At 71.6% G+C, this 24,273-nt stretch carries 23 protein-coding genes; 3 read left to right on the top strand and 20 right to left on the bottom strand.

All coding sequences use genetic code 11. From position 1 onward, the window contains the following. Window positions 1-23: 23 nt before the first annotated feature. A complete protein-coding gene (locus tag OP04_RS37490) occupies window positions 24-1,292 on the bottom strand; it encodes a winged helix-turn-helix domain-containing protein (protein WP_051799686.1) in 1,269 nt (422 codons plus the stop codon). Between the two features lie 34 nt (window positions 1,293-1,326). Beyond that, complete coding sequence (locus OP04_RS37485; RefSeq protein WP_063746797.1) at window positions 1,327-2,547, bottom strand: glycosyltransferase family 87 protein; 1,221 nt, start codon at window positions 2,545-2,547, stop codon at window positions 1,327-1,329. A gap of 48 nt (window positions 2,548-2,595) precedes the next feature. On the opposite strand from OP04_RS37485, the gene OP04_RS37480 reads away from it, so the two are divergent. Beyond that, complete coding sequence (locus tag OP04_RS37480) at window positions 2,596-3,168, top strand: GNAT family N-acetyltransferase (protein ID WP_033344716.1); 573 nt, start codon at window positions 2,596-2,598, stop codon at window positions 3,166-3,168. 642 nt (window positions 3,169-3,810) lie between these two features. Here the strand turns inward: OP04_RS37480 and dapB are convergent. The 6 genes from dapB to OP04_RS37450 all read right to left on the bottom strand — a co-directional run bounded on the left by dapB (window position 3,811) and on the right by OP04_RS37450 (window position 10,063). Continuing rightward, entirely contained in the window at window positions 3,811-4,545 is a 735-nt protein-coding gene (dapB, locus tag OP04_RS37475) for a 4-hydroxy-tetrahydrodipicolinate reductase (RefSeq protein WP_033344715.1), read from the bottom strand. Beyond that, on the bottom strand, window positions 4,539-5,840 hold the full coding sequence (locus OP04_RS37470) for a M16 family metallopeptidase (protein ID WP_033344714.1): 1,302 nt from the start codon (window positions 5,838-5,840) through the stop codon (window positions 4,539-4,541). The genes dapB and OP04_RS37470 overlap by 7 nt, the downstream gene beginning before the upstream one ends. Further along, on the bottom strand, window positions 5,840-8,170 hold the full coding sequence (locus OP04_RS37465; RefSeq protein ID WP_033344713.1) for a polyribonucleotide nucleotidyltransferase: 2,331 nt from the start codon (window positions 8,168-8,170) through the stop codon (window positions 5,840-5,842). The genes OP04_RS37470 and OP04_RS37465 overlap by 1 nt, the downstream gene beginning before the upstream one ends. A 238-nt stretch (window positions 8,171-8,408) precedes the next feature. Next, on the bottom strand, window positions 8,409-8,678 hold the full coding sequence (gene rpsO, locus OP04_RS37460) for a 30S ribosomal protein S15 (RefSeq protein ID WP_033344712.1): 270 nt from the start codon (window positions 8,676-8,678) through the stop codon (window positions 8,409-8,411). Window positions 8,679-8,819: 141 nt separating this feature from the next. After that, window positions 8,820-9,752, bottom strand: a complete 933-nt coding sequence (locus tag OP04_RS37455; RefSeq protein WP_033344711.1) for a bifunctional riboflavin kinase/FAD synthetase — start codon at window positions 9,750-9,752, stop codon at window positions 8,820-8,822. A gap of 32 nt (window positions 9,753-9,784) precedes the next feature. Continuing rightward, window positions 9,785-10,063: a hypothetical protein gene (locus OP04_RS37450; protein ID WP_033344710.1), complete on the bottom strand. Its 279-nt coding sequence runs from the start codon at window positions 10,061-10,063 to the stop codon at window positions 9,785-9,787. 125 nt (window positions 10,064-10,188) lie between these two features. On the opposite strand from OP04_RS37450, the gene OP04_RS37445 reads away from it, so the two are divergent. Next, complete coding sequence (locus OP04_RS37445; RefSeq protein ID WP_085067077.1) at window positions 10,189-12,948, top strand: response regulator; 2,760 nt, start codon at window positions 10,189-10,191, stop codon at window positions 12,946-12,948. Then, entirely contained in the window at window positions 12,945-13,328 is a 384-nt protein-coding gene (locus OP04_RS37440) for a response regulator (RefSeq protein ID WP_033344709.1), read from the top strand. The genes OP04_RS37445 and OP04_RS37440 overlap by 4 nt, the downstream gene beginning before the upstream one ends. Window positions 13,329-13,333: 5 nt before the next feature. Here the strand turns inward: OP04_RS37440 and truB are convergent, their stop codons facing one another. The 12 genes from truB to rimP all read right to left on the bottom strand — a co-directional run bounded on the left by truB (window position 13,334) and on the right by rimP (window position 24,196). Continuing rightward, window positions 13,334-14,230: a tRNA pseudouridine(55) synthase TruB gene (gene truB, locus OP04_RS37435; RefSeq protein WP_033344708.1), complete on the bottom strand. Its 897-nt coding sequence runs from the start codon at window positions 14,228-14,230 to the stop codon at window positions 13,334-13,336. Window positions 14,231-14,388: 158 nt separating this feature from the next. Beyond that, entirely contained in the window at window positions 14,389-15,714 is a 1,326-nt protein-coding gene (locus OP04_RS37430) for an MATE family efflux transporter (RefSeq protein WP_033344707.1), read from the bottom strand. 66 nt (window positions 15,715-15,780) lie between these two features. After that, window positions 15,781-15,921 carry a hypothetical protein gene (locus tag OP04_RS53965; protein WP_157240886.1) on the bottom strand — a complete coding sequence of 47 codons (141 nt, stop codon included), beginning with the start codon at window positions 15,919-15,921 and terminating at the stop codon, window positions 15,781-15,783. Window positions 15,922-16,228: 307 nt separating this feature from the next. Beyond that, complete coding sequence (locus OP04_RS37425; protein WP_033344706.1) at window positions 16,229-16,441, bottom strand: DUF6186 family protein; 213 nt, start codon at window positions 16,439-16,441, stop codon at window positions 16,229-16,231. Next, window positions 16,438-16,845 carry a hypothetical protein gene (locus OP04_RS37420; RefSeq protein ID WP_033344705.1) on the bottom strand — a complete coding sequence of 136 codons (408 nt, stop codon included), beginning with the start codon at window positions 16,843-16,845 and terminating at the stop codon, window positions 16,438-16,440. The genes OP04_RS37425 and OP04_RS37420 overlap by 4 nt, the downstream gene beginning before the upstream one ends. A gap of 40 nt (window positions 16,846-16,885) precedes the next feature. Next, window positions 16,886-17,926, bottom strand: a complete 1,041-nt coding sequence (locus tag OP04_RS37415) for a DHH family phosphoesterase (protein ID WP_051799730.1) — start codon at window positions 17,924-17,926, stop codon at window positions 16,886-16,888. 23 nt (window positions 17,927-17,949) lie between these two features. Further along, the gene (rbfA, locus tag OP04_RS37410) at window positions 17,950-18,426 is read right to left on the bottom strand and encodes a 30S ribosome-binding factor RbfA (RefSeq protein WP_033344883.1); all 477 of its coding nucleotides are present in this window, start codon (window positions 18,424-18,426) and stop codon (window positions 17,950-17,952) included. Between the two features lie 42 nt (window positions 18,427-18,468). Beyond that, window positions 18,469-18,762: a DUF503 domain-containing protein gene (locus OP04_RS37405; RefSeq protein ID WP_033344704.1), complete on the bottom strand. Its 294-nt coding sequence runs from the start codon at window positions 18,760-18,762 to the stop codon at window positions 18,469-18,471. Between the two features lie 91 nt (window positions 18,763-18,853). Next, complete coding sequence (gene infB / locus OP04_RS52425) at window positions 18,854-21,976, bottom strand: translation initiation factor IF-2 (protein WP_085067076.1); 3,123 nt, start codon at window positions 21,974-21,976, stop codon at window positions 18,854-18,856. 93 nt (window positions 21,977-22,069) lie between these two features. Next, window positions 22,070-22,378 (bottom strand): YlxR family protein, encoded by a 309-nt coding sequence (locus OP04_RS52420; protein ID WP_269746730.1) that lies wholly within the window; start codon window positions 22,376-22,378, stop codon window positions 22,070-22,072. Between the two features lie 97 nt (window positions 22,379-22,475). Then, window positions 22,476-23,519 carry a transcription termination factor NusA gene (gene nusA / locus OP04_RS37390; RefSeq protein WP_033344702.1) on the bottom strand — a complete coding sequence of 348 codons (1,044 nt, stop codon included), beginning with the start codon at window positions 23,517-23,519 and terminating at the stop codon, window positions 22,476-22,478. Next, window positions 23,516-24,196 (bottom strand): ribosome maturation factor RimP, encoded by a 681-nt coding sequence (gene rimP / locus OP04_RS37385; protein WP_033344701.1) that lies wholly within the window; start codon window positions 24,194-24,196, stop codon window positions 23,516-23,518. Before rimP ends, nusA begins: the two co-directional genes overlap by 4 nt. Between the last annotated feature and the right edge of the window lie 77 nt (window positions 24,197-24,273).

The raw sequence follows: 24,273 nt of genomic DNA, 5'->3' as shown, positions 1-24,273 counted from the left end.
AGCGTGCGGGGCCGTCTCGGGGCTCAGCCGTCCGCGGCGGTACCGGTGGCGACGACGGGGGCCGGGGCGGCGGCGGGTCCCGCCTCGAGCGCGTCGGACAGCGCGCGGGCCAGGTCGCCTCGGTCCGGCACGGCCACCTCGGTGAGGCCGAGCCAGCCGGCCAGCCGGCGCAGCTCGGCCGCGAGCGCCACCGCGGTCTCCGCCTCGTCCGCGTCCGGCTCGCGCCAGGCCGCGGGGACACGCAGCACGCCCGCCTTCCGGTCCGCCTTGAGGTCGACGCGGCCGGCGAAACGCTCGCCGTGCAGGAACGGCAGCACGTAGTAGCCGTACAGGCGCTGCGGGGCCGGCACGTAGATCTCGATGCGGTAGCTGAAGCCGAACAGCCGCTCGGCCCGCGCCCGCTCCCAGACCAGCGGGTCGAACGGGCTGACCAGCGTGCTCGCGCGTACCCGTCGGGGCAGACGCGCCTCCGCGTGCAGGTAGGCCGGGCGGTTCCAGCCCTCGACCCGGACCGGACGGAGCGTGCCGCCCTCCACCAGCTCCGCGACGGCCCGGCGGGCGCCCGCGACCGGGAGCCGGAAGTAGTCGCGCAGCTCCGGCTCCGCGGCCACGCCGAGCGCGCGGGCGGAGATCGCGACCAGCTGCCGGTACGCGTCCTCCGGCGACAGCGCCGGCGCGGTGGCGACCGCGGCGGGCAGCACCCGCTCGGGCAGGTCGTAGAGGCGGGCGAACGCGGAGTTACGCCCGGCGGAGGTGACCTCGCCGGTCCAGAACAGCCACTCCAGCGCGCGTTTGACGACGGACCAGTTCCATCCCCAGTTGCCGGTCTCGCGCGGTGCGTCGTGCTCGATCTCGGCCGCGGTCAGCGGACCGCGGGCACGGACCTCGTCGCGTACCCAGGCGACCAGCGCGGGCTGCTCGACCGCGATGCGCCGCATGCCGCCCCAGGCGGACGTGTGCGCGGCCTCCATCCGCCAGCGCAGGGCAGGGTGCAGCTCGACCGGGATCAGCGACGCCTCGTGCCCCCAGTACTCGAAGAGCGCCCGGGGCGCGCGGGCGGAGGCGCGGTCCAGCAGATCCGTCGGGTACGGCCCGAGGCGGCTGTAGAGCGGCAGGTAGTGCGCGCGCTGGAGCACGTTGACCGAGTCGATCTGGAGCAGACCGACCCGGCCGAGCACGCGCCGCAGATGCCGCATGGTGACCGCCCCGCCCGGAGCGGGGTCGGTGAAGCCCTGCGCGGCCAGCGTGATGCGCCGCGCCTGGGCGAGCGAGAGTTCGTCGGAGAGTGCCATCGAGAGGGCACGCTACCGGCAATTCCCGACAGTTCTAGGCGACCAGTGAGGGGCTGCTGCTGTCCTTCTCCGTACCCTCGGCCTGATCTTCGGTCTTGGGCTCTTCGCTCTTCGCGGTGGCCTCGATCGGGATCAGGACGAGCAGCACGATGCTGATCCAGATGTAGGAGCTGCCGAACACGAACGGCAGGCCCCACCCGGTGTTGTCGAACCGCCACAGCCAGACCAGCCGGCTGCAGAGGATCGCCCAGCTCACGAACGCGACCGAGAGCAGCACCCACTTGCGGCGGCCGGTCTCCCGGAAGCCGGCGCCTGCCACCAGGAACAGCGCGGGGAGCAGCCACACCAGGTGGTGCACCCAGGTGACCGGGCTGATCAGGCAGCCGACCACGGCGGTCAGCGCCAGGCCCGCGCGCTCGTCGCCGGCAACGGCGGCCTTCCGGCTGCGCCAGCCCCAGTAGACCAGCGTGATCAGCACCAGCACGGCCCAGACCGGCTTCATGTCGCCGAGGAACACGCGCGCGACCACGCCCTGCAGCGACTGGTTGGAGATGAAGCCGAGCTGGCCGACGCGGTCCGTGTCGAGCAGCGCGGACGTCCAGAACTCGCGGGTCGCGTTCGGCGCGATCAGGCCGGCGATCAGCGTCACGAACGCGGCCGTGGCCATCGAGGTGATCGCGGCGCGCCAGCGCTTCGTCACCAGCAGGTAGATGATGAACACGCCGGGCGTCAGCTTGATCGCGGTCGCCAGGCCGATGCCGACGCCGGCCCACGGGCTCTTGCGCGCCAGCAGGAACAGCACGTCGGCCGCGACCAGGAACAGCAGCAGCATGTTGACCTGGCCGAAGTTCACGGTCTCGCGCATCGGCTCGAACGCCGCGACCATGCAGGCCGCGATCGCGAACGTGAACCAGGGCGACCAGCCCTGGCGCTGCGAGATCGGACGCGCCATCCACCACACCAGCACCGAGGACACGATCACGGTCAGCACCACGCTGATCCTGATCGCGGTCTCCCACTGCACCCAGGCCATCGGGAGCATCACGAGCGCGGCGAACGGCGGGTACGTGAACCCGTACAGCGTGTTCGGGTTCAGGTAGTCGTAGATCATGCCGCCGTGATTCGACCAGTAATTCAGCGCACCCCAGTACACCTTCAGGTCGAAGAAGCCGTGCCGCTCGCTGGTGAACAGGTCGAAGGCGCCGACGGCGACCGCGAGCACGACCACGGCGGCGACCCGCCAGAGCGTCCGCATCGGAAGAGTCCCCCAGAGTTGATGTGTCTCCACGTACGCTAGCCAACCATGGCACTTGGGTACGTTCGGCCGGCCGGCCCGCAGGACGCCGGTGAGATAGCGCGAATCCAGCTCACGACCTGGCGGGTCGCATATCGCCGGTTGCTGCCCAGGCAGGTGCTCGACTCGCTCGACGTCACCTGGCTGACGGAGCGCTGGCAGGAGTCCATTGAATCTCCGCCAACCCCCCGGCACCGGGTGCTGGTCGCTGTCGAACAGGCGGCAGCATCGTATCTGGTGGGATTCGCCGCCGCAGGCCCGGCCGATGACCAGGCACTGGCCCCCGACGAGACTCCCGACACACTCGGCCCCGACGTCGCCGCCGTCACCGACCTGCTGGTCGAGCCCCGATGGGGCCGCCGCGGCCACGGCAGCCGCCTGCTCGCCGCCACGATCGACCTGTGGCGCGAGGACCTGTTCGGCACCGGCATCGCCTGGGCCTACGACGCCGACGCGGCCACCCGCAAATTCCTCGGCTCCGCCGGCTGGGAGCCCGACGGCGCCTCCCGCGCCCTAGACGTCGACGACCTGCTGATCCCCCAGCTCCGCCTCCACGTCTCCCTGGCCGACGCCCCGCTCTGACGCTCGAACCTGCCTGGGGACGACTCCAGACCCCACTTGAGCTTTGCCTGGGGACGACCCCAGACCCCGAGCCTGCTCACGCGACGCCCCAGCCCGCGTCTCCCCACCGGCATCCACACCGATCAAGAGCCGACAACCCAGATCAAGACCTTGCTTTCCCGCTTCCGGCGTGGTCCGGCAGCGTTGCTCCCGCGGGCAAACCTCGCGCCGGGCTCCGCCGGCGCTCCGCACGACGCGAGGAGCCGGTCCCGTCGTGCTCAGGCACACCCGTGCGGGCCGAGGCGGTCGGCCGCTTCCGGGCGCCCGCCCCTGATCGCTCTCCCATTATCCGAGAAGATTTTTCCAATAAACGGGACTCAAGGTCCTTGCCGGTGCGGAAACGCCCCGTCGCTGGGGCGGGTTTCCGGAGCGGGGCCAGGAGCTCCATGCCGAAACGCAGAGCCCCGGACAGGTTTTCCGGGACCAGCGGCGGAACCGCAAGGGAGGAGCGCCAGCGACGACCGGTGCCCGCGGGAGCATGCGGACCGCAACCACCGCGAAAGCGGGAAGATCAAGAATTTGATCTTCTGCTTCTCCCCCGGCCGCGGCCGGACATGATTCCGGGCCCTGCCTCACACGGAGACAGGGCCCGGAGAACAAGACCTACAGCAGGTCGGCCAGACCGACGGTGAGACCGGGGCGGCCGAGGACCTCGCGGACCGCGAGGAGGACGCCGGGCATGAAGGACGCGCGGTCCAGCGAGTCGTGGCGGATGGTCAGCGTCTCGCCGAGCGCGCCGAACACGATCTCCTGGTGGGCGACGAGGCCGGTGGCGCGGACCGCGTGGACGCGGACGCCCTCGACGTCCGCACCGCGTGCGCCGGGGATCTCGTCCCTGGTCGCGTCCGGCATCGCGGCCAGGCCCGCCTCGGCACGCGCGGCCGCGATCAGCCGGGCCGTGTGCATGGCGGTGCCGCTCGGCGCGTCCAGCTTGCGCGGGTGGTGCTGCTCGATGATCTCGACCGACTCGAAGTACCTCGCCGCCTTGGCCGCGAACTCCATCATCAGCACCGCGCCGATGCCGAAGTTCGGCGCGATGACCACGCCGACGCCGGGCTTCTCCGCCAGCCACGTGCGGACCTGCGCGAACTTCTCCTCGTCGAAGCCGCTGGTGCCGACCACCACGTGGATCCCCTGGCCGATGCACCAGCGCAGGTTCTCCATGACCGCGTCGGGCGTGGTGAAGTCCACGACCACGTGCGCGCCGGCGGCCTTGTCCAGCGGCTCGCCGGCGTCGATCTCGGCGGTCAGCTCCAGGTCCTCGGCGGCGGTGACCGCCTTGCAGACCTCCGCGCCCATCCGGCCGCGGGCGCCGGTGACGCCTACCCTGATCACCACTCGGTCTCCTCGTCGAACGGACCCACGACCGCGAGCGAGTGCGGGCGGGTCAGCAGGTCGGCGGCGATCGCGTCCACCTCGGCGGCGGTGACCGCGTCGACACGCCGCAGGTAGTCCGCGACCGGGAGCAGATCGTCGTAGAGCAACTCGGCCTTTGCCAGGCGGGTCATGCGGGAGCCGGTGTCCTCCAGGCCCAGCACGTACGCCCCCTTGGTCATGCCCTTGCCGCGGTCCAGCTCCTCGGCGGTGAGGCCGGTCCCGGCGACCCGGGCCAGCTCCGCACGGGACAGCGCCAGCACCTCCTCGACCTTGCCGGGCGCGCAGCCCGCGTAGACCGCGAAGAGGCCGGAGTCCGCGTACTGCGTGGTGTACGAGTACACCGAGTAGGCGAGGCCGCGCTTCTCCCGGATCTCCTGGAAGAGGCGGCTGGACATGCCGCCGCCGAGCACGTTGTTGAGCACGGCGGCCGCGAACCGGCGGTCGTCGAGCCGGGCCAGGCCGGGCGCGCCCAGCACGACGTGCGCCTGCTCGGTGTCCTTCGGCTCGACCGTGCGCGCGGGTGACGCGTAGGCCGGCTCCGGCCCGGACGGGCGGCGGGTGGCCGGCGCGGCGGGCGGGCCGTCCAGCGGCGAGCCGGCCAGCGCGGCGGTGATCCGGGCGACGACGGCCTCGTGGTCGAGGTTGCCTGCGGCCGCGATCACCAGGTGCGGCGCGGTGTACCGCTCACGGTAGAACGCCTGGATCTGCGCGCGGGTCATCGCGCCGATGGTCTGCTCGGTGCCGGAGATGAGCTGGCCCAGCGCATGGTCGCCGTAGACGAGCTCGGTGAAGATGTCGTGCACCTGGTCGCCGGGCTCGTCGTCGTGCATGGCGATCTCTTCGAGGATCACGCCACGCTCGGTCTCCACGTCCGCGTCGGCGAGCACCGAGTTGGCCGCGAGGTCACAGAGCACGTCGATCGCGAGCGGCAGGCTCTCGTCCAGCACGCGCGCGTAGTAGCAGGTGTACTCCTTGGCGGTGAACGCGTTCGTCTCGCCGCCGACCGCCTCGATCTCGGCGGAGATGTCCATCGCGGAGCGTCGTTCGGTGCCCTTGAAGAGCAGGTGCTCCAGGAAGTGCGACGCGCCGGAGAGCTCCGGCGTCTCGTCGCGGGAGCCGATGGCTGCCCAGATCCCGATCGACACGCTGCGGACGGTCGGGATGGACTCGGTGACGATGCGCAGCCCACTGGGCAGCACGGTCTTGTTGACCGTGCCGCCCAGTGGGTCAGCGCCCCGCTGGGCGGGGTTCGTCATCAGTCGCGGCGGGTCCGGCGGCGACGCGGGTTGTCACCCTCGCTGCCACCCTCGCCGTCACGCTCACGCGGGGCACGGTCGCCACGGTCACCGCGCGGGGCGCGGTCACCACGGGGCGCGCCGGCGTCGGCCTCGGCCGGCGCCTCCTCGCCCTCGGCGCGGACCTTGTCCAGGTAGATCTTGCCGCGCGCGTCGATGTCCGCGATCTGGACCTCGATCTTGTCGCCGACGTTGAGGAAGTCCTCGACCTTCTCGACGCGCTTGCCGTTGCCCACCTTGGAGATGTGCAGCAGGCCGTCGCGGCCGGGGACCAGCGAGATGAACGCGCCGAACGCGGCCGTCTTCACGACCGTGCCGAGGAACTTCTCGCCGACCTTCGGGAGCGTCGGGTTCGCGATGCCGTTGATCCGGTCGACCGCGGCCTGGGCCGACGGCCCGTTGGTCGCGCCGACGTAGATCGTGCCGTCGTCCTCGATGGAGATCTCGGCGCCGGTCTCGTCCTGGATCGCGTTGATCGTCTGGCCCTTCGGGCCGATGACCATGCCGATCTTGTCGACCGGGATCTTCACCGTGGTGACCCGCGGGGCGTAGTCGGACATCTCGCCCGGACCCTCGATCGCGGTCTGCATGACGGCGAGGATCGTCGCGCGAGCCTCGTTCGCCTGCTGGAGCGCGGCGGCCAGCACGTCCGACGGGATGCCGTCGAGCTTGGTGTCGAGCTGCAGCGCGGTGACGAACTCCGGCGTGCCGGCGACCTTGAAGTCCATGTCGCCGAACGCGTCCTCGGCACCGAGGATGTCGGTCAGCGTCACGTACTGCGTCTTGCCGTCGACCTCGTCGGAGATGAGGCCCATGGCGATGCCCGCGACCGGCGCCTTCAGCGGGACACCCGCGGAGAGCAGCGCCAGCGTGGACGCGCAGACCGAGCCCATCGACGTCGAGCCGTTGGAGCCCAGCGCCTCGGAGACCTGCCGGATCGCGTAGGGGAACTCCTCGCGGCTCGGCAGCACCGGCACGAGCGCCCGCTCGGCGAGCGCCCCGTGGCCGATCTCGCGCCGCTTCGGCGAGCCGACCCGGCCGGTCTCACCGGTCGAGTACGGCGGGAAGTTGTAGTTGTGCATGTAGCGCTTGGACTTCTCCGGCGCCAGCGTGTCCAGCGCCTGCTCCATGCGGAGCATGTTCAGCGTGGTGACGCCCAGGATCTGGGTCTCGCCACGCTCGAACAGCGCGGAGCCGTGCACGCGCGGCAGCACGCCGACCTCGGCGGACAGCGGGCGGATGTCCCGCGGGCCACGGCCGTCGATGCGCACCTGCTCGCGGAGCACCCGGTTGCGCACCTCGGACTTGGTCACCGAGCGGAAGGCGGCGGAGATCTCCTTCTCCCGGCCCTCGAACTGCGGCGCGACCTGCTCGACGACCTTCGCCTTGACCAGGTCGAGCGACTCCTCGCGCTCGGCCTTGCCGGCGATCTTCAGCGCCTCGGCGACCTCACCGCGCGCGGCGGTGGAGACTGCCTCGTACACATCGTCCTGGTAGTCCAGGAAGACCGGGAACTCGGCGACCGGCTTCGCGGCGACGTCGGCCAGCTCGCTCTGCGCGCGGCAGAGCTCACGGATGGCCGGCTTGGCGGCCTCGAGGCCGCTCGCCACGATCTCCTCGGTCGGCGCGGTGGCGCCGGCGGCGATCAGCTTGACCGCCTGCGGCGTGGCCTCCGCCTCGACCATCATGATCGCGACGTCGCCGTCCGGCAGCGTGCGACCGGCGACGACCATGTCGAAGGTGGCGCGCTCCAGCTCCTCGAGCGTGGGGAACGCGACCCACTGGCCGTCGATGTGCGCGACGCGGGTCGCACCGATCGGGCCGCTGAACGGCAGGCCGGACAGCTTGGTGGAGAGCGACGCGGCGTTCATGGCGACCACGTCGTACGGGTGGGCCGGGTCGAGCGCCAGGATCGTCTCGACGACCTGGACCTCGTTGCGCAGGCCCTTGGTGAAAGACGGGCGCAGCGGCCGGTCGATCAGGCGGCAGGTGAGGATCGCGTCCTCGCTCGGCCGGCCCTCACGACGGAAGAACGAGCCGGGGATGCGACCCGCGGCGTACATCCGCTCCTCGACGTCGACGGTCAGCGGGAAGAAGTCGAAGTGCTCCTTCGGCTGCTTGCTGGCCGTGGTCGCGGAGAGGACGACCGTCTCGCCGAGCTGGGCGATGACGGAGCCGGCGGCCTGCTTGGCGAGCCTGCCGGTCGAGAAGGTGATCTCGCGGGTGCCGAAGGCGCCGTTGTCGATCACGGCCTTGCTGTGGTTCGTGCCGAGAGTGTTCTGCTCGGTCATAAGCGGTGTTGCACTCCAATCGGTCGTGGGCCACGACCACCGCGCCGGGGGCGCTGTCCGCTGTGGGGACAACTGCTCAGTCGGCCGGTCTTCGATCGAAGCGCCCGGGTGCGGCGTCGAACGCCGGCCCGGAGGCCACTACCGAGGACCGGTGCGCTGACCGGCGGTGGTCAGTAGCGGGCCCAGCTGTGGTTTGTGAAACGACGGGCGGCGGTATGACCGCCGCCCGTCGAAGAAGCTATCGGCGCAGGCCGAGGCGCTCGATGAGCGTCCGGTAGCGGGCGATGTCCTTCTTCTGGACGTAGTTGAGCAGGCGACGGCGGCGGCCGACCAGCAGCAGCAGACCACGACGGCTGTGGTGGTCGTGCTTGTGCACCTTGAGGTGCTCGGTCAGCTCCGCGATCCGCTTGGTGAGCACGGCCACCTGAACCTCGGGGGAACCGGTGTCGCCCTCGACGGTCGCGAACTCCGCGCGGATCTTGCTCTTCTGCTCTTGATCGAGCGCCATTCAATCAATCCTGTCGGTGCGAAACTGTCGCAGAACCGCCGCCCGCGGCGTCGAGCAGGCAAGCGGCGCGAAACGCCGGAGACCCGGCGTCGCACCCACACTACCAGCAAGCAGTACCACCACCGCCCGCAACCGGTCCGCTCAGGCCTCGGTCAGCAGGTCCCTCGCCTGGGCGACGTCCTCGGTGATCTGCGCCACCAGAGGCTCGATGCCGGCGTAGGCGCGCGTCTCCCGCAGCCGTGCCGTGAAGTCCAGCGCCAGCCGCTCGCCGTAGAGATCACCGTCGAAGTCGAGCGCGTACGCCTCGACGCGGCGCTCGGTGCCGGAGAACGTGGGGTTCGTGCCGATCGACACCGCGGTCATCAGCCGCTCGTCCCGCCGGACCAGCCAGCCCGCGTAGACGCCGTCGGCCGGGATCGCTGCGTACCGGTCGGTCAACAGGTTCGCGGTGGGGAAGCCCAGCTCGCGTCCGCGCTGGTCGCCGCGGACCACCACGCCCTCCAGCCGGTGCGGGCGGCCGAGAGCGCGGGCCGCGGCCGCGACGTCGCCCGCGTCCACACAGGCGCGGATGTAGGTGGAGGAGAAGACCGTGCCCTCCTCCGCGGAGATCAGCGGCGCGTCCTCCACCGCGAAGCCGAACGTGCGCCCGAGCCGTCGCAGCAGCTCCACGTCGCCGGCCGCGCGGTGGCCGAACCGGAAGTTGTCCCCCACCACAACCTGCGCCGCGTGCAGGTGCTCGACCAGCACCTCGTGCACGAACTCCTCCGGGCTGCGCCGGGAGAAGTCCTGGGTGAACGGGACCACGCAGAGCGCGTCGACGCCGAGCGCCTCGATCAGGTCGGCCTTGCGGGCGGCGCCGGTCAGCACGGCCGGGTGCGAGCCGGGCCGCACGACCTCGGAGGGGTGCGGGTCGAACGTCACCACGACCGAGTGGACGCCCAGGTCACGTGCACGCTTCACGGTGTCGCCGATGGTGGCCTGGTGGCCACGGTGCACGCCGTCGAAGACCCCGATCGTCACGACCGATCGGCCCCAGCCGCCCGGAACCGCGTCGTAACCCCGCCACCGCTGCATGGCCACCAGCCTAAGCAGGCACGCCGGTGCGGTCAGGAGGGGGTGACGGCCGCGGCCGCGCTCAGCCGGCGGGTCACCTCGGTCGCGCGGTCGACCGCCGTGCTGATCCGCGCGATGTGTGCGCGCACCTCGTCCGCGCCGCCCTCATCGTCCAGATCCTCCTCGAGGAACTGCAGGTAGTTGGCGGCGATCCCGAGCAGGTTGGCCAGGTCATGGGCGTCCTGCCGGACCTGGTCCCGAAAGCCCGGAGCGTGATGCCCGCTCTTGGCATCGCGTTCCGGGCTTTCGGGTGCCGGCTGAGGATTGGCCATTCCGATATTCCACCATATAAACCCACATTAAGGACCTCGGTGGGTACGGCGTGCGCGCGGTTCCCACGATCTCTGACGGCAAACGCCCGGCGCCGCTACCCAGCCCAACTACAGTGCGTATTGATATGAAGCTGGAGAGTAATCAAATGCTGGTGATCGCGGCGGAAGTACTCTTCGCGGCGCTCTTCCTGCGCGTCCTCTACCACCTCGTCCGGCGCCCCGACCCGCTGCAGCACAAGGTGACGATGCTCTTCGCGGCGCCCACCGCGATCTTCGTGATCGACGCGGTGACCCGGGTGACGCACCCGATCCCGCCGACGGGCGGCCGGCTGCCACTGAGCTGGCTGTACCTGCCGGTGATACTCCTTCAGCCGTACCTCACCATGCGGTTGATCTCGATGTTGCGCCCGGTCCGCCGGGAGCTGACCGTGGCGGTCCTGGCCGGCGGCCTGGCGATCGGCGTCGCGCTGCTGAAGATCCCGGCCGGCACCCCCGACCGGCGGCCGCTGCTGATGGTCACGATGGCCTTCTTCGCGATCGCGCAGACCGTCCCCGGCATCTACCTCGTCTCCGAGGCACGCAAACGGACCGGCTCCTCCAAGGTGCGGCTGGGGATCGCGGCCGGCTCCACGATCGCGTTCGCCGGCGTGGTGGTGCTGATGGGCCTGGCCGGGCTGTTCGCGGCCAGGACCGTGGGCACCTCGCCGTTCTCCGCCGCCGCCCGCGTGCTCGCCGCGGTCTGCGGGATCGGGTACGCGGCCGCGTTCCTGCCCCCGGCCTGGCTGCGCCGGATGTGGTCCGCGATCGCGCTCCAGAAGGCCACCGTGCGCCTGCTCAACTCGCCGGCCACGGACACCAAGGAACAGATCTGGCAGCGGTACGCCCGGATGATGCGCGCCGAGTCGGCCGCGGACGCGGTCGCGGTGGTGGTCCGCAAGACCGACGGGCACCTGGAGCAGACCGCCTACGCCGGCGAGGCCGACGCGCCGCTGACCGGGTTCGACAGCGGCGACCTGGACGACCTGATCAACGCGCCGCAGCCGGTCTCGCTCTCCTCCGTGCCCCGGTTCCGCCGCAGCGCGCAACCGCTGCTCGCCATGCACTACGCGGACCAGGGCGAACGCGGGCACCTCACCACGCTGGCCATCCGGATCCCGCCGCACGAGACCGGTGCCGTGCTGATCTTCCACCGGTACCGCGGCCTGTTCAGCGACGACGACCTGCGCATGCTGGCCGACTTCGGCGGGCACGCGGGCGTGCTGGCCGAGCGCGGCGACGTGCTGACCCAGCAGCGGCGGATGACCGAGGAGCAGCGCCGGCTCTCCGACGAGCTGGCCGCGTCCGTCGCCCAGCTCTCCGCGGCCAGCCAGGCGAAGAGCGACTTCCTGGCGAACATGAGCCACGAGCTGCGTACCCCGCTCAACGCGATCATCGGATTCAGCGACCTGATGCGGGGCGAGAAGCCGATCGAGGACCGCCGCACCGTGCCCGCGGACTGGGTGGACCACATCCACAACAGCGGCCGCCACCTGCTCGGCCTGATCAACGACATCCTGGACCTTGCCAAGGTCGAGGCCGGCCGCATCGACCTGCACCCGGCGCCGCTGCGCGTGGACACCGCCGCGAAGGAACTGCTCACCGGCCTCCGCCCGCTCACGGACAGGAAGTCGCTGACCATCGACTGCCGGCTGCCGGAGCTCACCGTCCGCGCGGACGCGCTGCGCTTCCGGCAGATCCTGGAGAACCTGCTCTCCAACGCGATCAAGTTCACCCCCGAGGGCGGCACCATCACGCTGGAGGCCTCGACGTTCACCGAGGACACGGACCGGCCCATGGTCGCGCTCTCCGTCGCGGACACCGGCATCGGCATCGCCGAGGAGGACCAGCCGCGCGTCTTCGAGGAGTTCCAGCAGGTCGGCGACCGGGCCCACCACCAGGCCGGCACCGGGCTCGGCCTGGCGCTGGCCCGGCGGCTGGTCCAGGCGCACGGTGGCGACATCACGCTCGTCTCCACGCTCGGCGAGGGCAGCCGCTTCACGGTCACGCTGCCGGACGCCACCGAGGCCGCCGTGGCCGCGGACACCGTGGTCGCGGCACCACAGGCGCACGAGCGCGGCCGGATCCTGCTGATCGAGGACGACCAGCGGTCCGCGGAGCTGATCCGCACCTACCTGGTCAAGGCCGGCTACCTGGTGGAGATGGCCGCCACCGGCGAGTCCGGGTTGCACGCGGCACGCCTCAACCCGCCGGACGCGATCCTGCTCGACGTGGTGCTGCCCGGCATCGACGGCTGGGCCGTGATCCGCGAGCTGAAACAGGACGGGCTGCTCAACACGATCCCGGTGCTGTTCATCTCCGTCGTCGACGAGCGCCACGCCGGCATCGCGATGGGCGCGGCCGACTTCCTGGTCAAACCGGTCGCGGACCACCAGCTGGTCGGCTCGCTCGCCCGGCACATCTTCCCGGGTCCCACCGAGCAGCCCACCGTGCTCGTCGTCGACGACGACGCGGAGAGCCGGCACTCGGTCGAGGAGAGCCTGCGCACCGCCGGCGCGGAGGTGTACTCCTGCGGCGACGCGCACGAGGGCCTGGAGATGAGCCGCAACCAGCACTTCGACCTGATCGTCTGCGACCTGCGCATGCCGGACCTGGACGGGTTCTCGCTGCTGGCCGCGTTCAACGACGACCCGGCGAACGCGGACGTGCCGGTCGTCGCGCTCGCCTCCACCTCGGCCGCGGCCGGCGGCACCACCGAGATGACCGGCAAGCTCCTCGCCCGCGCCATCCACGGCACCGAGGAATGGGACAACCTCGTCGCGCTGGCCAGCGGCACCGCCGCCGCCCGCCGCCACGAGACCGACAACGGCGAACGGGGTGACCGATGACCGCACGAATCCTGCTGGTGGAGGACGAGGAGCTGAACCGCGTGCTGGTACGGGCCGTGCTGGCCCGCGCGGACGACCCGGAGGTCCGGGACGCCCGGCTGGTCGAGGCCGGCAGCCTCGCGGCCGCACGCGACGTGCTGCACAGCCCGGACCCGGTCGACGTGGTGCTGCTCGACATGAACCTGCCCGACGGCAGCGGCCTCGACCTGGCGAGCGAGCTCGCGGACGTGGCGGAGAAACCGCGGGTCATCGCGCTCACCGCGAGCGTGCTGCCGAGCGACCGGGCGGCGGCGCTGGAGGCCGGCTGCGACGGCTTCCTCGACAAGCCCTACGCCGCGGCCGACCTGGTCACCGTGATCGCCAGCAACCTGCCGCACTGACGTTTCTAGGCCGGGGCCAGGACGATCTCGGGGCGGGCCTTGCCGTCGCGCTCGCTGACGATGGCCAGCAGCGCGCCCTCCGCGCTGATCACCGCGTAGGGCCCGTCGATGCCGGCCCGCTCCAGCGGGCCGCCGTGGGACAGCGTGCGCGCCTCCTCCGCCGTGGCCTCGCGGACCGGGAAGCAGCGCCGGGCCGCCTCCGGCATCGGCAGCGACACCACGTCCGGCGAACGCTCCTCCAGCTGCTCCAGCGTCAGCGCCTCGGCCAGCGGGAAGCCGCCCACCTCGGTGCGGCGCAGCGCGGTCAGGTGCCCGCCGACGCCCAGCCGCGTGCCCAGGTCACGGGCGATCGCCCGGATGTACGTGCCGGACGAGCAGCTCACGCTCACGTCCACGTCGATCACGTCGCCGTCTTCTCCGGACCGGCGGATCTCGTGCACGGCGAGCCGGGAGATGGTGATCCGCCGCGCCGCGAGCGTGACCTCCTCGCCGTCGCGCACCTTCTTGTAGGCGCGCTCGCCGTTCACCTTGATCGCGCTCACCGAGCTGGGCACCTGGTCGATCTCGCCCTCGAACGTCGCGAGCGCGGCCCGGATCTCCTCGTCCGTCACGTGCCCGGCCGGCACGGTCGCGGTCACGTCGCCCTCGCGGTCGTCCGTGACCGTCGCCTGCCCGAGCCGGATCGTGCCGTCGTAGCTCTTCGTCGCGCCGGTGACGTAGGTCAGCAGCTTCGTGCCGCGCCCCACGCCGATCACCAGCACGCCGGTGGCCATCGGGTCCAGGGTGCCGCCGTGCCCCACCCGGCGCGTCTTCGCCAGGCGCCGCATCCGCGCCACGACGTCGTGCGACGTCATGCCACCCGGCTTGTCCACCACGACCAGACCCTCCACGCGCCACCCCATCCTCGCGATCATCCTGAACCACCGATTATCCCGGCAGGTCCGGCACCGGTTCCGCGCGGGCACACCGCGGTCCCGGTCAGGACGGGCGGGTCGCGGTCGCGATGGCGGTCACGGTCGCGGTGGGCGGGTCACGGTGGCGGTCGCGGTCACGGTCGCGGTCAGGAGGGGCGGGTCGCGCCGGTCAGGGACCAGGCGCGGGTGCGGACGCGCAGCAGCAGCGCCACCAGCCGGATCACCGTGAACAGCGCCAGCCCGGCCCAGACGCCGCCGAGCCCGAGGTCCAGCGCGTAGGCCACCCAGATGCCGGGCAGGAAGCCGCCCAGCGCGGCCACGATCGTCATGTTCCGCATGAACGCCACGTCCCCCGCGCCGATCATCACGCCGTCCAGCGCATAGACCACGCCGACCAGCGGCAGCAGGCCGGTGAACCACGGCCACACCACCAGCGCCTGCGCGTGCACCGTGCTGTCCGGTGTGAACAGCGCCGGGATCACCCGCGCGCCCGCGCCGAAGACCACGGCGAACAACACGCCGGACGCGAGCCCGATCAGGCCGATCTGCCGTCCCAGCCGGCGGGCCTGCGGCTCGTCCCCGGCACCGAGCGCGGCGCCGACCAGCGACTGGGCCGCGATGGCCACCGCGTCCAGCACGAGCGCGGCGAAGAACCACAGCTGGATGCCGATCTGGTGCGCGGCGAGCGCGGCGTCGCCGTACCGTGCCGCGACCGAGGTCGCCGACAGCCAGCAGGCCTGGAACGCGGCGCCGCGGATGAGCAGGTCCCGCCCGACGACGAGCTGGGCGAGGATCTCGGACGGGTGCGGGCGCAGCGGTGCGCGCTCACGCAGCAGCGCGGCCACGAAGAGCAGGCCGGAACCGAGCTGCGCGATGACGTTCGCGATGGCGGAGCCGTGCAGGCCGAGCCCGGCCGGGTAGACCAGCAGCGGGCACAGCACGGCGGAGACCACGTTGGCCGCCACCACGATGGCCAGCGGACGGCGGGTCTCCTGGACGCCGCGCATCCAGCCGTTGCCGGCCGCGACCAGCATCAGGCCGGGCGCGCCGAGCACCGCGATGCGCAGCCACTGCTCCGCGGCCTGGGCGACCGGCGTGGGGCCGCCGGCCAGCGCGCGGATGAGCGGCCCGGCCACGATCTGGACGATCACGATCATCGCCAGGCCGATGCCGAGCGCGAGCCAGGACGCCTGCACGCCCTCCTCGACCGCGGCCCTGCGGTCTCCCGCGCCGAAGCGGCGGGCGGAGCGGCCGGTCGTGCCGTAGGCCATGACCGTGCCGAGCCACGCCGCGAACGACATGACGGTGCCGCCGATGCCGAGCGCGGCCAGCGGCACACGGCCGAGATGGCCGACCACGGCCGTGTCGACCAGCACGTAGATCGGCTCGGCGGCCAGCACCACCAGGGCCGGCAGGGCGAGCGCGGCGATCCGGCGCAGCGGCACCCGGTCAGCTGGGTCGGAGTCGTTCATCGCCGCGCATGGTGACACAGGCCGGGTAAGGCCCGCAAGCGCGGCGCGGCACTTACAGGAACGTCCTTACTGACGGGTGTCCAGCGAGGCCTGCAGCGCGCGGCGAGCCTCTTCCCGGGCGTCGTCGGGACGCGCGGGCGACGGGGACGCGGTGGTGGCCGGCGCCGGCGTGACCGGAGCGGCAGGGCGCGTAGCGGTGACGGTCATGGTGGTTCCTCCATGGTGGAGCCCCGGGCGCGCGGATCGCGCCCGCGACAGGCGGTGCCTCTGCGACACGCCAGCGGATCCTCCGGGATCACCGGAGCCTGCCGCGGCGGCGCGCGAGCCCCGAGTCGGTCGGACCTGGAGCAACCATGCAAAAGCAGAAAAATCAGCGTGGGTACGGACGACGGTGTCCCGGACCCACCAGCACGCTACCCAAGTTAACGTTAAGTCGAGGACCGTGAGCCGACAGTTCCCGTTATACGGACTGGTAACCGATCCGTGGAAATCAATTAAATCCGGATATAAGTGGTCATCTGGCGAAGAAGTGCCAGCCGAGCCACCACCAGAAGCCGAGGATGCCGATCCGGCCAACCGGCACCCGCCCGACCTGATACCGCATCACGTACCCGCAGAGGTCGCCGAGCGCGGGCACCCGTGAGTCCTCCCGGCGCGCGGCCAGCTCCACGGCCACGACCAGCAGGCCGGCCAGCACGAAACCGACGATCGCGAACCAGCGCGTCATCGCCGGGCCAGTCCCCAGAACGCGGACATCCAGCCGAAGTAGGCGGCCGCGCGCGTGGTCGGATCCGCCAGCAACGGATCAGCCAGTTTGGACAGTGTCGGATACGACTCCTGCGAACCACTCAGGAACGTCGAGCTCTCCAGCGCCACGAACACCACCGCGGGCGCGAGCCACCACACCGTGCCGCGACCGGGCCGCTCCGGGGCCGCCCGGCGGGGCATCCGCTGCGACAACCCGTACCACATCAGCGTGCCGCCGATGCTCAGCGAATAGAGGTTGGCCGCCGTGGAGAACGACGGAAGCTGGCCACCGACCAGCGAAAAGACGGCGAAGACGGGCATGACCACCAACGGCCGGTCCCACGCTCTGGGCGCATCGACCGCGACTTCCCGGGGAGCCTCCATACATCGATTGTCACCGTGAACAACGGCTCCGACCAGGGGGCTAGCGGATGACGGACTCGTCCAGGACCGCGCGGACGGACGCCAGCACGTCCTCGGGGGTGCCGGCGCCGGTGAAGCCGGCCGCGGCCCGGTGGCCACCGCCACCCAGCAGACCGGCGACGCGGGACACGTCCACCGCACCCTTGCTCCGCATCGAGACCGACCAGGAGTCGTCGCCGATCTCCTTGAGCACCACGCACACATCCGCCTCGGCCACGCAGCGCACGGAGTCGATCAGTGCCTCCAGCACGTACGCCCGCTGGCCGTGGCGTTCCAGATCGGCGCGGGTGGCCGTGGTCCAGCACAGGCCGTGCCCGCGCGCCGCCTCCTGGTCCAGCTCGCAACGGCCGAGCACCTCGCCGAACAGCTTGACCGCGCCGAGCGGGCGGCTGTCGAAGACGCGCTGCGAGATCTCACCGGGACGGAGCCCGGTCGCGATCAGGCGCGCGGCCATCTGGTGCACGGACGGCGTGGTGGCGAACCGGAACGATCCGGTGTCCGTGGTGAGCGCCGTGTAGAGACACTCGGCGATCTCCGCGTCCAGCGGCACGTCCAGCCTGTCCAGCAGCTGCTCGACCACGATGGACGTGGCCGCGGCGGCGGGGTCGACCAGCCGTACCGTACCGAAGCCGGGGTTGGAGGCATGGTGGTCCAGCACCACGGAGTCGCGGGCGGTGCCCAGCCGATCGGCGAGCCCGCCGAGCCTGCCCGTGCTGGCCGCGTCGAACGTGCACAGCAGGTCGGGCGCGGCCCACGCCTCGGTCTCCGGGATCACCCGGTCGATGCCGGGGATCTCACGCAACGACTCCGGCACCTCCGGCGGCCCGGGGAACGTGGCCTGCACGTTCCGGGCGCCGAGCCGGGCCAGCCCGTGGGCGAACGCCAGCATGCTGCCGAGCGCGTCGCCGTCCGGGTTGACGTGGCAGACCAGCAGGATCCGCCCGTCGGGGAGCCAGCGCCGGACCGCGGCCACGGCCTCCGCCCAGTCCGTTTCCCGCGGCGGGCCGATCGGGCCCTCCACGGCGGTCCTGGGCGGCGGCACGACGGCGCGGGCCGGCGCGGCGGTCACCGCTTCTCCTGCTCGACCAGCTCGTTCTCGTCCTCGAGCAGCTCGTCGTCCTCGTCGTCGTCTTCCCTGTACGGCTGGGCGTCGCCCGCGTACGTGGCCCCGGCGGCGATCTTCTGCGTCTCCGCGTCCGCCTGGCGCGCCTGGGCGAGCAGGTCGTCGATGTGCTTCGCCTGGTCCTGGACGTTGTCCAGGACGAAGGCGAGCGACGGCGAGTGCCGGATGCCGAGCGCCTTGCCGACGGTGCTCCGCAGCAGGCCCTTCGCGCTCTCCAGCGCGGCCGCCGTGGACGCCTGCTCGGTGGCGTCGCCGAGCACCGTGTAGAAGATCGTCGCCTCGCGCAGATCAGCGGTGAGCCGGGCATCGGTGATGGTGATCATCCCGAGCCGGGGGTCCTTGATCTGCGTACGCACAACAGAGGCCACCAGTTTATGAACTCGTTCGGCGTGCCTGCGCACCTTGGCCGAATCAGTCATCTCGTCCACCTCCACGCTGACAGTACCCGTGCGTCATTCTCGTCAGTCGTCCGCGCCGTAGAGGCGACGGCGGACCGACAGCAGTTCCACCTCCGGGCGACCGGCGACCAGCCGCTCGCAGGTGTCCAGCACCTCGCCGACGTGGGCGGGCTCGGCAGCGACGACGGCCACGCCGATCTCGGCGCGGCCGTGCAGATCCTGGGAGCCCACCTCGGCGGCGGAGACCTCGAAACGTCGCAACGCGGCGACGATGGGCCGGATGTACGCACGCTTCGCTTTCAGCGATCGCGAGTCACCCGGCAGGAGCAGGTCGAAAACCACGGTTCCGGTAAACATCGCCGGGAGTATTTCACCTGTCCGTAGCGAGGGCCAGCGCCTTTCCCCGGGCCGGAACCCGGGGAAAGGCGCTGGTCACAGCGTCACACGCTTACGCGCGCGGCTTCTCGCGCATCTCGAAGGTCTCGATGACGTCGCCGACCTGGACGTTGTTGTAACCGCCCAGCGTCAGACCACACTCGAAGCCCTCGCGCACCTCGGTCGCGTCGTCCTTGAACCGCTTGAGGGAGCTGATCGTGACGTTGTCCGCCACCACAGCACCGTCGCGGATGACCCGGGCCTTCGCGTTGCGGCGAATGAGCCCCGACCGGACGATACAACCGGAGATGAGTCCGACCTTGGACGAGCGGAAGACGTCGCGGATCTCCGCGGTGCCCAGCTCGACCTCTTCGTACTCCGGCTTGAGCAGGCCCTTGAGAGCCGCCTCGATCTCCTCGATGGCCTGGTAGATGACCGAGTAGTACCGGATCTCCACGCCCTCGCGGTCGGCGATCTCGCGCACCTTGTTCGATGCACGGACGTTGTAGCCGATGATCGTCGCGGCCGGGTCGGACGCGCTCGCCAGCATGACGTTGCTCTCCGTGATGGCACCGACGCCACGGTCGAGGATCTTGAGCTGAACCTCTTCCGGGATGTCGAGCTTGAAGAGCGCGTCCTCCAGGGCCTCGACCGAACCCGAACCGTCACCCTTGAGGATGAGGTTGAGCGAGGTCTTCTCGCCCTCCTTGATCTGCTCCATGAGCGTCTCAAGGGTGGCGCGGCCACGGGAGTTGGCGAAGCTCGCCGCACGACGGCGTGCCTGCCGCTGCTCGGCGATCTGCCGGACCGTACGGTCGTCCGCCGCGGCGAGGAACGTGTCGCCGGCGCTGGGAACCGCGGTCAGACCGAGGACCAGGACCGGACGCGCCGGGCCCGCCTCCGGGATCGACTGACCGTTCTCGTCGAGCATGGCCCGCACGCGACCGTGCGCACCACCCGCGACGATCGAGTCGCCGGCCCGCAGCGTGCCCTTCTGCACCAGGACGGTCGCGACAGCACCGCGGCCCTTGTCCAGGTGCGCCTCGATCGCGACACCCTGTGCGGCGCCGTCGATCGGAGCGGTGAGCTCCAGCGACGCGTCCGCGGTCAGCAGGACGGCCTCGAGGAGGTCGTCGATGCCGATGCCGGGCTTGGCCGCGACGTTGACGAACATGGTGTCGCCGCCGTACTCCTCGGCGACCAGACCGTATTCGGTCAGCTGCTGGCGCACCTTGTCCGGGTTCGCCTCGGGCTTGTCGATCTTGTTGACCGCGACCACGACCGGCACCTCAGCGGCCTTGGCGTGGTTCAACGCCTCGATCGTCTGGGGCATCACGCCGTCGTCCGCCGCGACCACCAGGATCACGATGTCCGTCACCTGCGCACCACGTGCACGCATGGCGGTGAACGCCTCGTGACCCGGGGTGTCGATGAAGGTGATGGCGCGCTCGATGTCGTTGTGCTCGACGTGCACCTGGTAGGCACCGATGTGCTGGGTGATGCCACCGGCCTCACCCGCCACGACGTTCGCCTTGCGGATCGCGTCGAGCAGCTTGGTCTTACCGTGGTCGACGTGACCCATGACGGTCACGACCGGCGGACGGGTGACCAGGCGGTCCTCCGCGACCTCGGCATCGAGGTCGATGTTGAACTGCGCCAGCAGGGCGCGGTCCTCGTCCTCGGGGCTGACGATCTGCACGTTGAAGCCGAGGTGCTCACCGAGCAGCAGCAGCGTGTCGTCGGAGCACGACTGCGTCGCCGTGACCATCTCGCCCAGGTTGAACATCTCCTGGACGAGCGTGCCCGGGTTCGCGTTGATCTTGTCGGCGAAGTCGGAGAGCGACGCGCCACGGGACAGCCGGATCTCCTGGCCGTTACCCCGGGGAGCGCCCGAGCTCATCGTCGGGGCCGACAGATTGTCGAACTCCTGACGCCTCTGCTTCTTCGACTTCCGGCCGCGTGCCGGCTTGCCACCCGGACGCCCGAAGGCACCCGCGGCGCCGCCGCCACGACCACGACCGCCGCCACCGGGACGACCCGGAGCGCCGCCACCGGCCGGAGCACCGCCGCCACCGGGGCCACCGCGGTAGCCACCGCCACCAGCGCCGCCACCGGGACCGCCACGGAAACCGCCACCGGCACCGCCACCGCCGCCACCGGGACCGCCGCGGAAGCCACCGCCGCCGCCACCGCCACCGGGACCGCCGCGGAAACCGCCGCCACCGCCACCGGGACGACCAGCGCCGCCACCGCCGCCGGGACGACCGGCGCCACCGCCGGGGCCGCCACCGGGACGACCGGGCCGCTGGCTCGGCATCGAGGCCGGGCTGGGCCGCGGCGGCATGGACGCCGGGCTGGGCCGCGGCGGCATGCCGGCCGGGCTGGGCCGACCGCCGGGACCGGCGGCCGGAGCCGACGGCCGGTTACCGCCCGGCGTGATGCCGAACGGGTTGTTGCCACCGCTGCGCGGCGGACGGTTGCCACCGGGCGCGCCACCCTGGCCGGGACGGCCCTGGCGGTCGCCGGGACCGTCGCGACGCTCCGGACGCGGGCCGCTGCCCGGACCACCCTGCGGACGGGCCGCGGGAGAACCGGGACGCGGTCCCATGGCTGCGGGACCGAACTTCGGACGCGGGTCGCCGGGCGCGGCACCCCCACCTTCGCGGCGGGTGGTCTCACGCTGACGGGCGGCCTGCTGGGCGGCCTTGACGGACGCCTCCTGCTCGGCCTTCAACGCGGCGGCGCGCTGCTCGGCAGCGGCCACCTCGATGTCGTGGGCGCTCGCCGGCTTGGCCACGGGGGCCGGAGGGCCGGGAACAGGCGCCTTGGGACGGAGAGAGGCCGGACCCGGAACCGGGGCCGACGGGTTGCGCGGCGCGGCCGGAGCCGGGCCGGGCGCGGGTGCGCCGGCGCTGTTCGGGCCGGGAACCGGCGGTCCGGGACGCCGGGGCGGGCCCGGACGCGCGGACGGGCCGGGACGCGGCGCGTCACCAGAACCGGACGGGGCCGGGGAGGCCGGCGCGCTCGGCGCCGATCCCGCGACCATCGCACCCCTCAGACGGCGGGCGACAGGCGCCTCCACCGTGCTGGATGCCGACTTGACGAACTCGCCCATCTCCTTGAGTTTGGCGAGCACGACCTTGCTTTCGACCCCGAGCTCTTTGGCAAGCTCGTGTACGCGGGCCTTTCCTGCCACTGCACTCCTCACTCCGAGGTCGTGCGGGCACGGCCCGCATCGACCTCACTCGTGCACTAGAAGCCTGGTCATTTCAGGGACTTCATCGTGTGCTCATGTTGGTCGTCCACCTTGCTGGTCCGGGCGGGGCGTTGCCCCGCCACCAGTAGTCCCATGCGGTGCGGAGACCGCACGGATGTGCTCGGCCAGCGGCGCGGTGTCCAGGACACCGGTGAACCGCAGCGCCCGGCCGAAGGCCCGGCGCCGCTCCGCCAGCGCGAAGCAAGCCGGATCGAGGTGCAGGTGTGCTCCCCGGCCCGGCAGCCTGCGGGGCGGGTCGGGGCGTAGCTCCGAACCGACCATGACAAACCGCAGGACTTCAGATGCTGATGCACGGTGCCGACAACCGACACACGTACGCACAGGGGGTTTCAGGCGTAGATCTATCTTTTGACGCGCGGACTGGTCCACACGACGCGGATTTCTGCCCACGCCTCGCCCCACCTGAAGAAGTCTACTCCTAAGCGCCCGCGGCGGCGCCGCCTGGTTCGGCAGCGTGATCCGCGCGGTCCCGTCCGGCCCCGGGCGACTGCTCGTTGTCCGGCCGGATGTCGATCCGCCAACCGGTCAGCCGGGCGGCGAGTCGCGCGTTCTGTCCCTCGCGTCCGATCGCCAGCGAGAGCTGGAAATCGGGCACCGTGACCCGCGCGGTACGACTCCCGGCGTCGACGACCTCCACCCGCAGCGCCTTCGCCGGCGACAGCGCGTTGCCGACGAACTGCGCCGGATCGTCCGACCAGTCGATGATGTCGATCTTCTCACCGTGCAGCTCGCTCATCACCGCGCGCACCCGCTGGCCCATCGGGCCGATGCAGGCGCCCTTGGCGTTGACGCCGGACGCGGTCGACCGGACCGCGATCTTCGTGCGGTGACCTGCCTCACGTGCGATCGCCGCGATCTCCACGGTGCCGTCCGCGATCTCCGGAACCTCCAGCGCGAAGAGCTTCTTCACCAGGTTCGGGTGGGAGCGGGACAGCGTGATCTGCGGGCCGCGGAAACCCTTGGCCACGTGGACCACGACGCAGCGGATGCGCTGCCCGTGGTCGTACTGCTCGCCGGGGACCTGCTCCACCTGCGGGAGCACCGCCTCCAGCTTGCCCAGGTCGATCGTGACGATGCCCTTCTCGGCGCGTGCCTCGTGGGCCTGGATGACGCCGGTGACCAGGTCACCGTCGCGGCCCACGTACTCACCGAAGTGCACCTCGTCCGTCGCCTCACGCAGGCGCTGCAGGATGACCTGCTTCGCGGTCATCGCGGCGATGCGGCCGAAGTCGTGCGGGGTGTCGTCCCATTCCCGGGTGACGACGCCGTCCGCGTCGACCTCCTGGGCATAGACCGACGCCGCGCCCGACTTCCGGTCGATCCGCACGGTGGCGTGCGACTCCGCGCCGTCCGTGTGCCGGTAGGCGGTCAGCAGCGCTGTCTCGATCGCGGCGAGGATCGTCTCGAACGGGATCTCCCGCTCACGCTCCAGCGCGCGCAGCGCCGCGAGGTCGATGTTCACCTCTCCTCGCCCTCCAATTCCTCGTCGTCTTCGTCGTCCTCGTCGTCGAGGTCGTCGTCGTGCTCGTCGTCGTCATGCTCGTCGTCGGGGCCGAACTCGGCCTCCTCGACCCGGTTGAACTCGATCTGCACCCGGCCCGGCCCGAGCTGGGCGTACTCCGCCTCGACGATTCCCTTGGCCGTCTCGATGACGACGCCGTCCTCGTCCGCCGCGGTGATCCGCCCGGTCACCTGCTTGTCCCCGGCCGTGACCTGCACGAGCCGGCCCACGTTGCGCCGCCAGTGGCGGGGCAGGGTGAGCGGCCGGTCCACGCCCGGCGAGCCGACCTCCAGCTGGTATTCCCCCGGGACCAGCTCGCCGCCGGTCTCCTCGGCCTCGTCCAGCGCCGCGGAGATCGCGCGGGAGACCTGCGCGATCGCGTCCAGACCGACGCCGCCGTCCGCGTCCAGCAGGATGCGGATGATCTGCCGGCGCCCGGCCCGGGAGACGGTCAGGTCCTCCAGGTCGCAGCCGGACTCGGCGACGACCGGGCCGATGATCGATTCCAGCCGGGCACGGAGCGCCGCGGTGTCCACCCGCGGCCGCTGGGGACCCGGGGACGGCCTGCGCCGGTCGGGTGCGGCGGCCCCGCGGGCACCCGGGCCCGATCGGCCGGCACCTCGGCCACGCTGCGTCATCCGGCATACCCCCTCGCGCTCGGCCACCGGCGGTTATCAGCCGCAAACCTATTGAAAGCGGCCACGCCAGTGGTCCG

Origin of the sequence: Catenuloplanes japonicus (genome assembly GCF_000717135.1) — a bacterium.
Classification (GTDB): domain Bacteria; phylum Actinomycetota; class Actinomycetes; order Mycobacteriales; family Micromonosporaceae; genus Catenuloplanes; species Catenuloplanes japonicus.
This window is presented reverse-complemented; position numbering and strand designations above follow the sequence as displayed.

Bases quoted from the DNA above. Each gene is read 5' to 3' on its own strand.
- OP04_RS37490 (WP_051799686.1), bottom strand. From the start codon at position 1,292: ATGGCACTCTCCGACGAACTCTCGCTCGCCCAGGCGCGGCGCATCACG.
- OP04_RS37485 (WP_063746797.1), bottom strand. From the start codon at position 2,547: ATGCGGACGCTCTGGCGGGTCGCCGCCGTGGTCGTGCTCGCGGTCGCC.
- OP04_RS37480 (WP_033344716.1), top strand. From the start codon at position 2,596: ATGGCACTTGGGTACGTTCGGCCGGCCGGCCCGCAGGACGCCGGTGAG.
- OP04_RS37470 (WP_033344714.1), bottom strand. From the start codon at position 5,840: ATGACGAACCCCGCCCAGCGGGGCGCTGACCCACTGGGCGGCACGGTC.
- OP04_RS37465 (WP_033344713.1), bottom strand. From the start codon at position 8,170: ATGACCGAGCAGAACACTCTCGGCACGAACCACAGCAAGGCCGTGATC.
- rpsO (WP_033344712.1), bottom strand. From the start codon at position 8,678: ATGGCGCTCGATCAAGAGCAGAAGAGCAAGATCCGCGCGGAGTTCGCG.
- OP04_RS37455 (WP_033344711.1), bottom strand. From the start codon at position 9,752: ATGCAGCGGTGGCGGGGTTACGACGCGGTTCCGGGCGGCTGGGGCCGA.
- OP04_RS37450 (WP_033344710.1), bottom strand. From the start codon at position 10,063: ATGGCCAATCCTCAGCCGGCACCCGAAAGCCCGGAACGCGATGCCAAG.
- OP04_RS37445 (WP_085067077.1), top strand. From the start codon at position 10,189: ATGAAGCTGGAGAGTAATCAAATGCTGGTGATCGCGGCGGAAGTACTC.
- OP04_RS37440 (WP_033344709.1), top strand. From the start codon at position 12,945: ATGACCGCACGAATCCTGCTGGTGGAGGACGAGGAGCTGAACCGCGTG.
- truB (WP_033344708.1), bottom strand. From the start codon at position 14,230: ATGGGGTGGCGCGTGGAGGGTCTGGTCGTGGTGGACAAGCCGGGTGGC.
- OP04_RS37430 (WP_033344707.1), bottom strand. From the start codon at position 15,714: ATGAACGACTCCGACCCAGCTGACCGGGTGCCGCTGCGCCGGATCGCC.
- OP04_RS53965 (WP_157240886.1), bottom strand. From the start codon at position 15,921: ATGACCGTCACCGCTACGCGCCCTGCCGCTCCGGTCACGCCGGCGCCG.
- OP04_RS37425 (WP_033344706.1), bottom strand. From the start codon at position 16,441: ATGACGCGCTGGTTCGCGATCGTCGGTTTCGTGCTGGCCGGCCTGCTG.
- OP04_RS37420 (WP_033344705.1), bottom strand. From the start codon at position 16,845: ATGGAGGCTCCCCGGGAAGTCGCGGTCGATGCGCCCAGAGCGTGGGAC.
- rbfA (WP_033344883.1), bottom strand. From the start codon at position 18,426: ATGACTGATTCGGCCAAGGTGCGCAGGCACGCCGAACGAGTTCATAAA.
- OP04_RS37405 (WP_033344704.1), bottom strand. From the start codon at position 18,762: ATGTTTACCGGAACCGTGGTTTTCGACCTGCTCCTGCCGGGTGACTCG.
- rimP (WP_033344701.1), bottom strand. From the start codon at position 24,196: ATGACGCAGCGTGGCCGAGGTGCCGGCCGATCGGGCCCGGGTGCCCGC.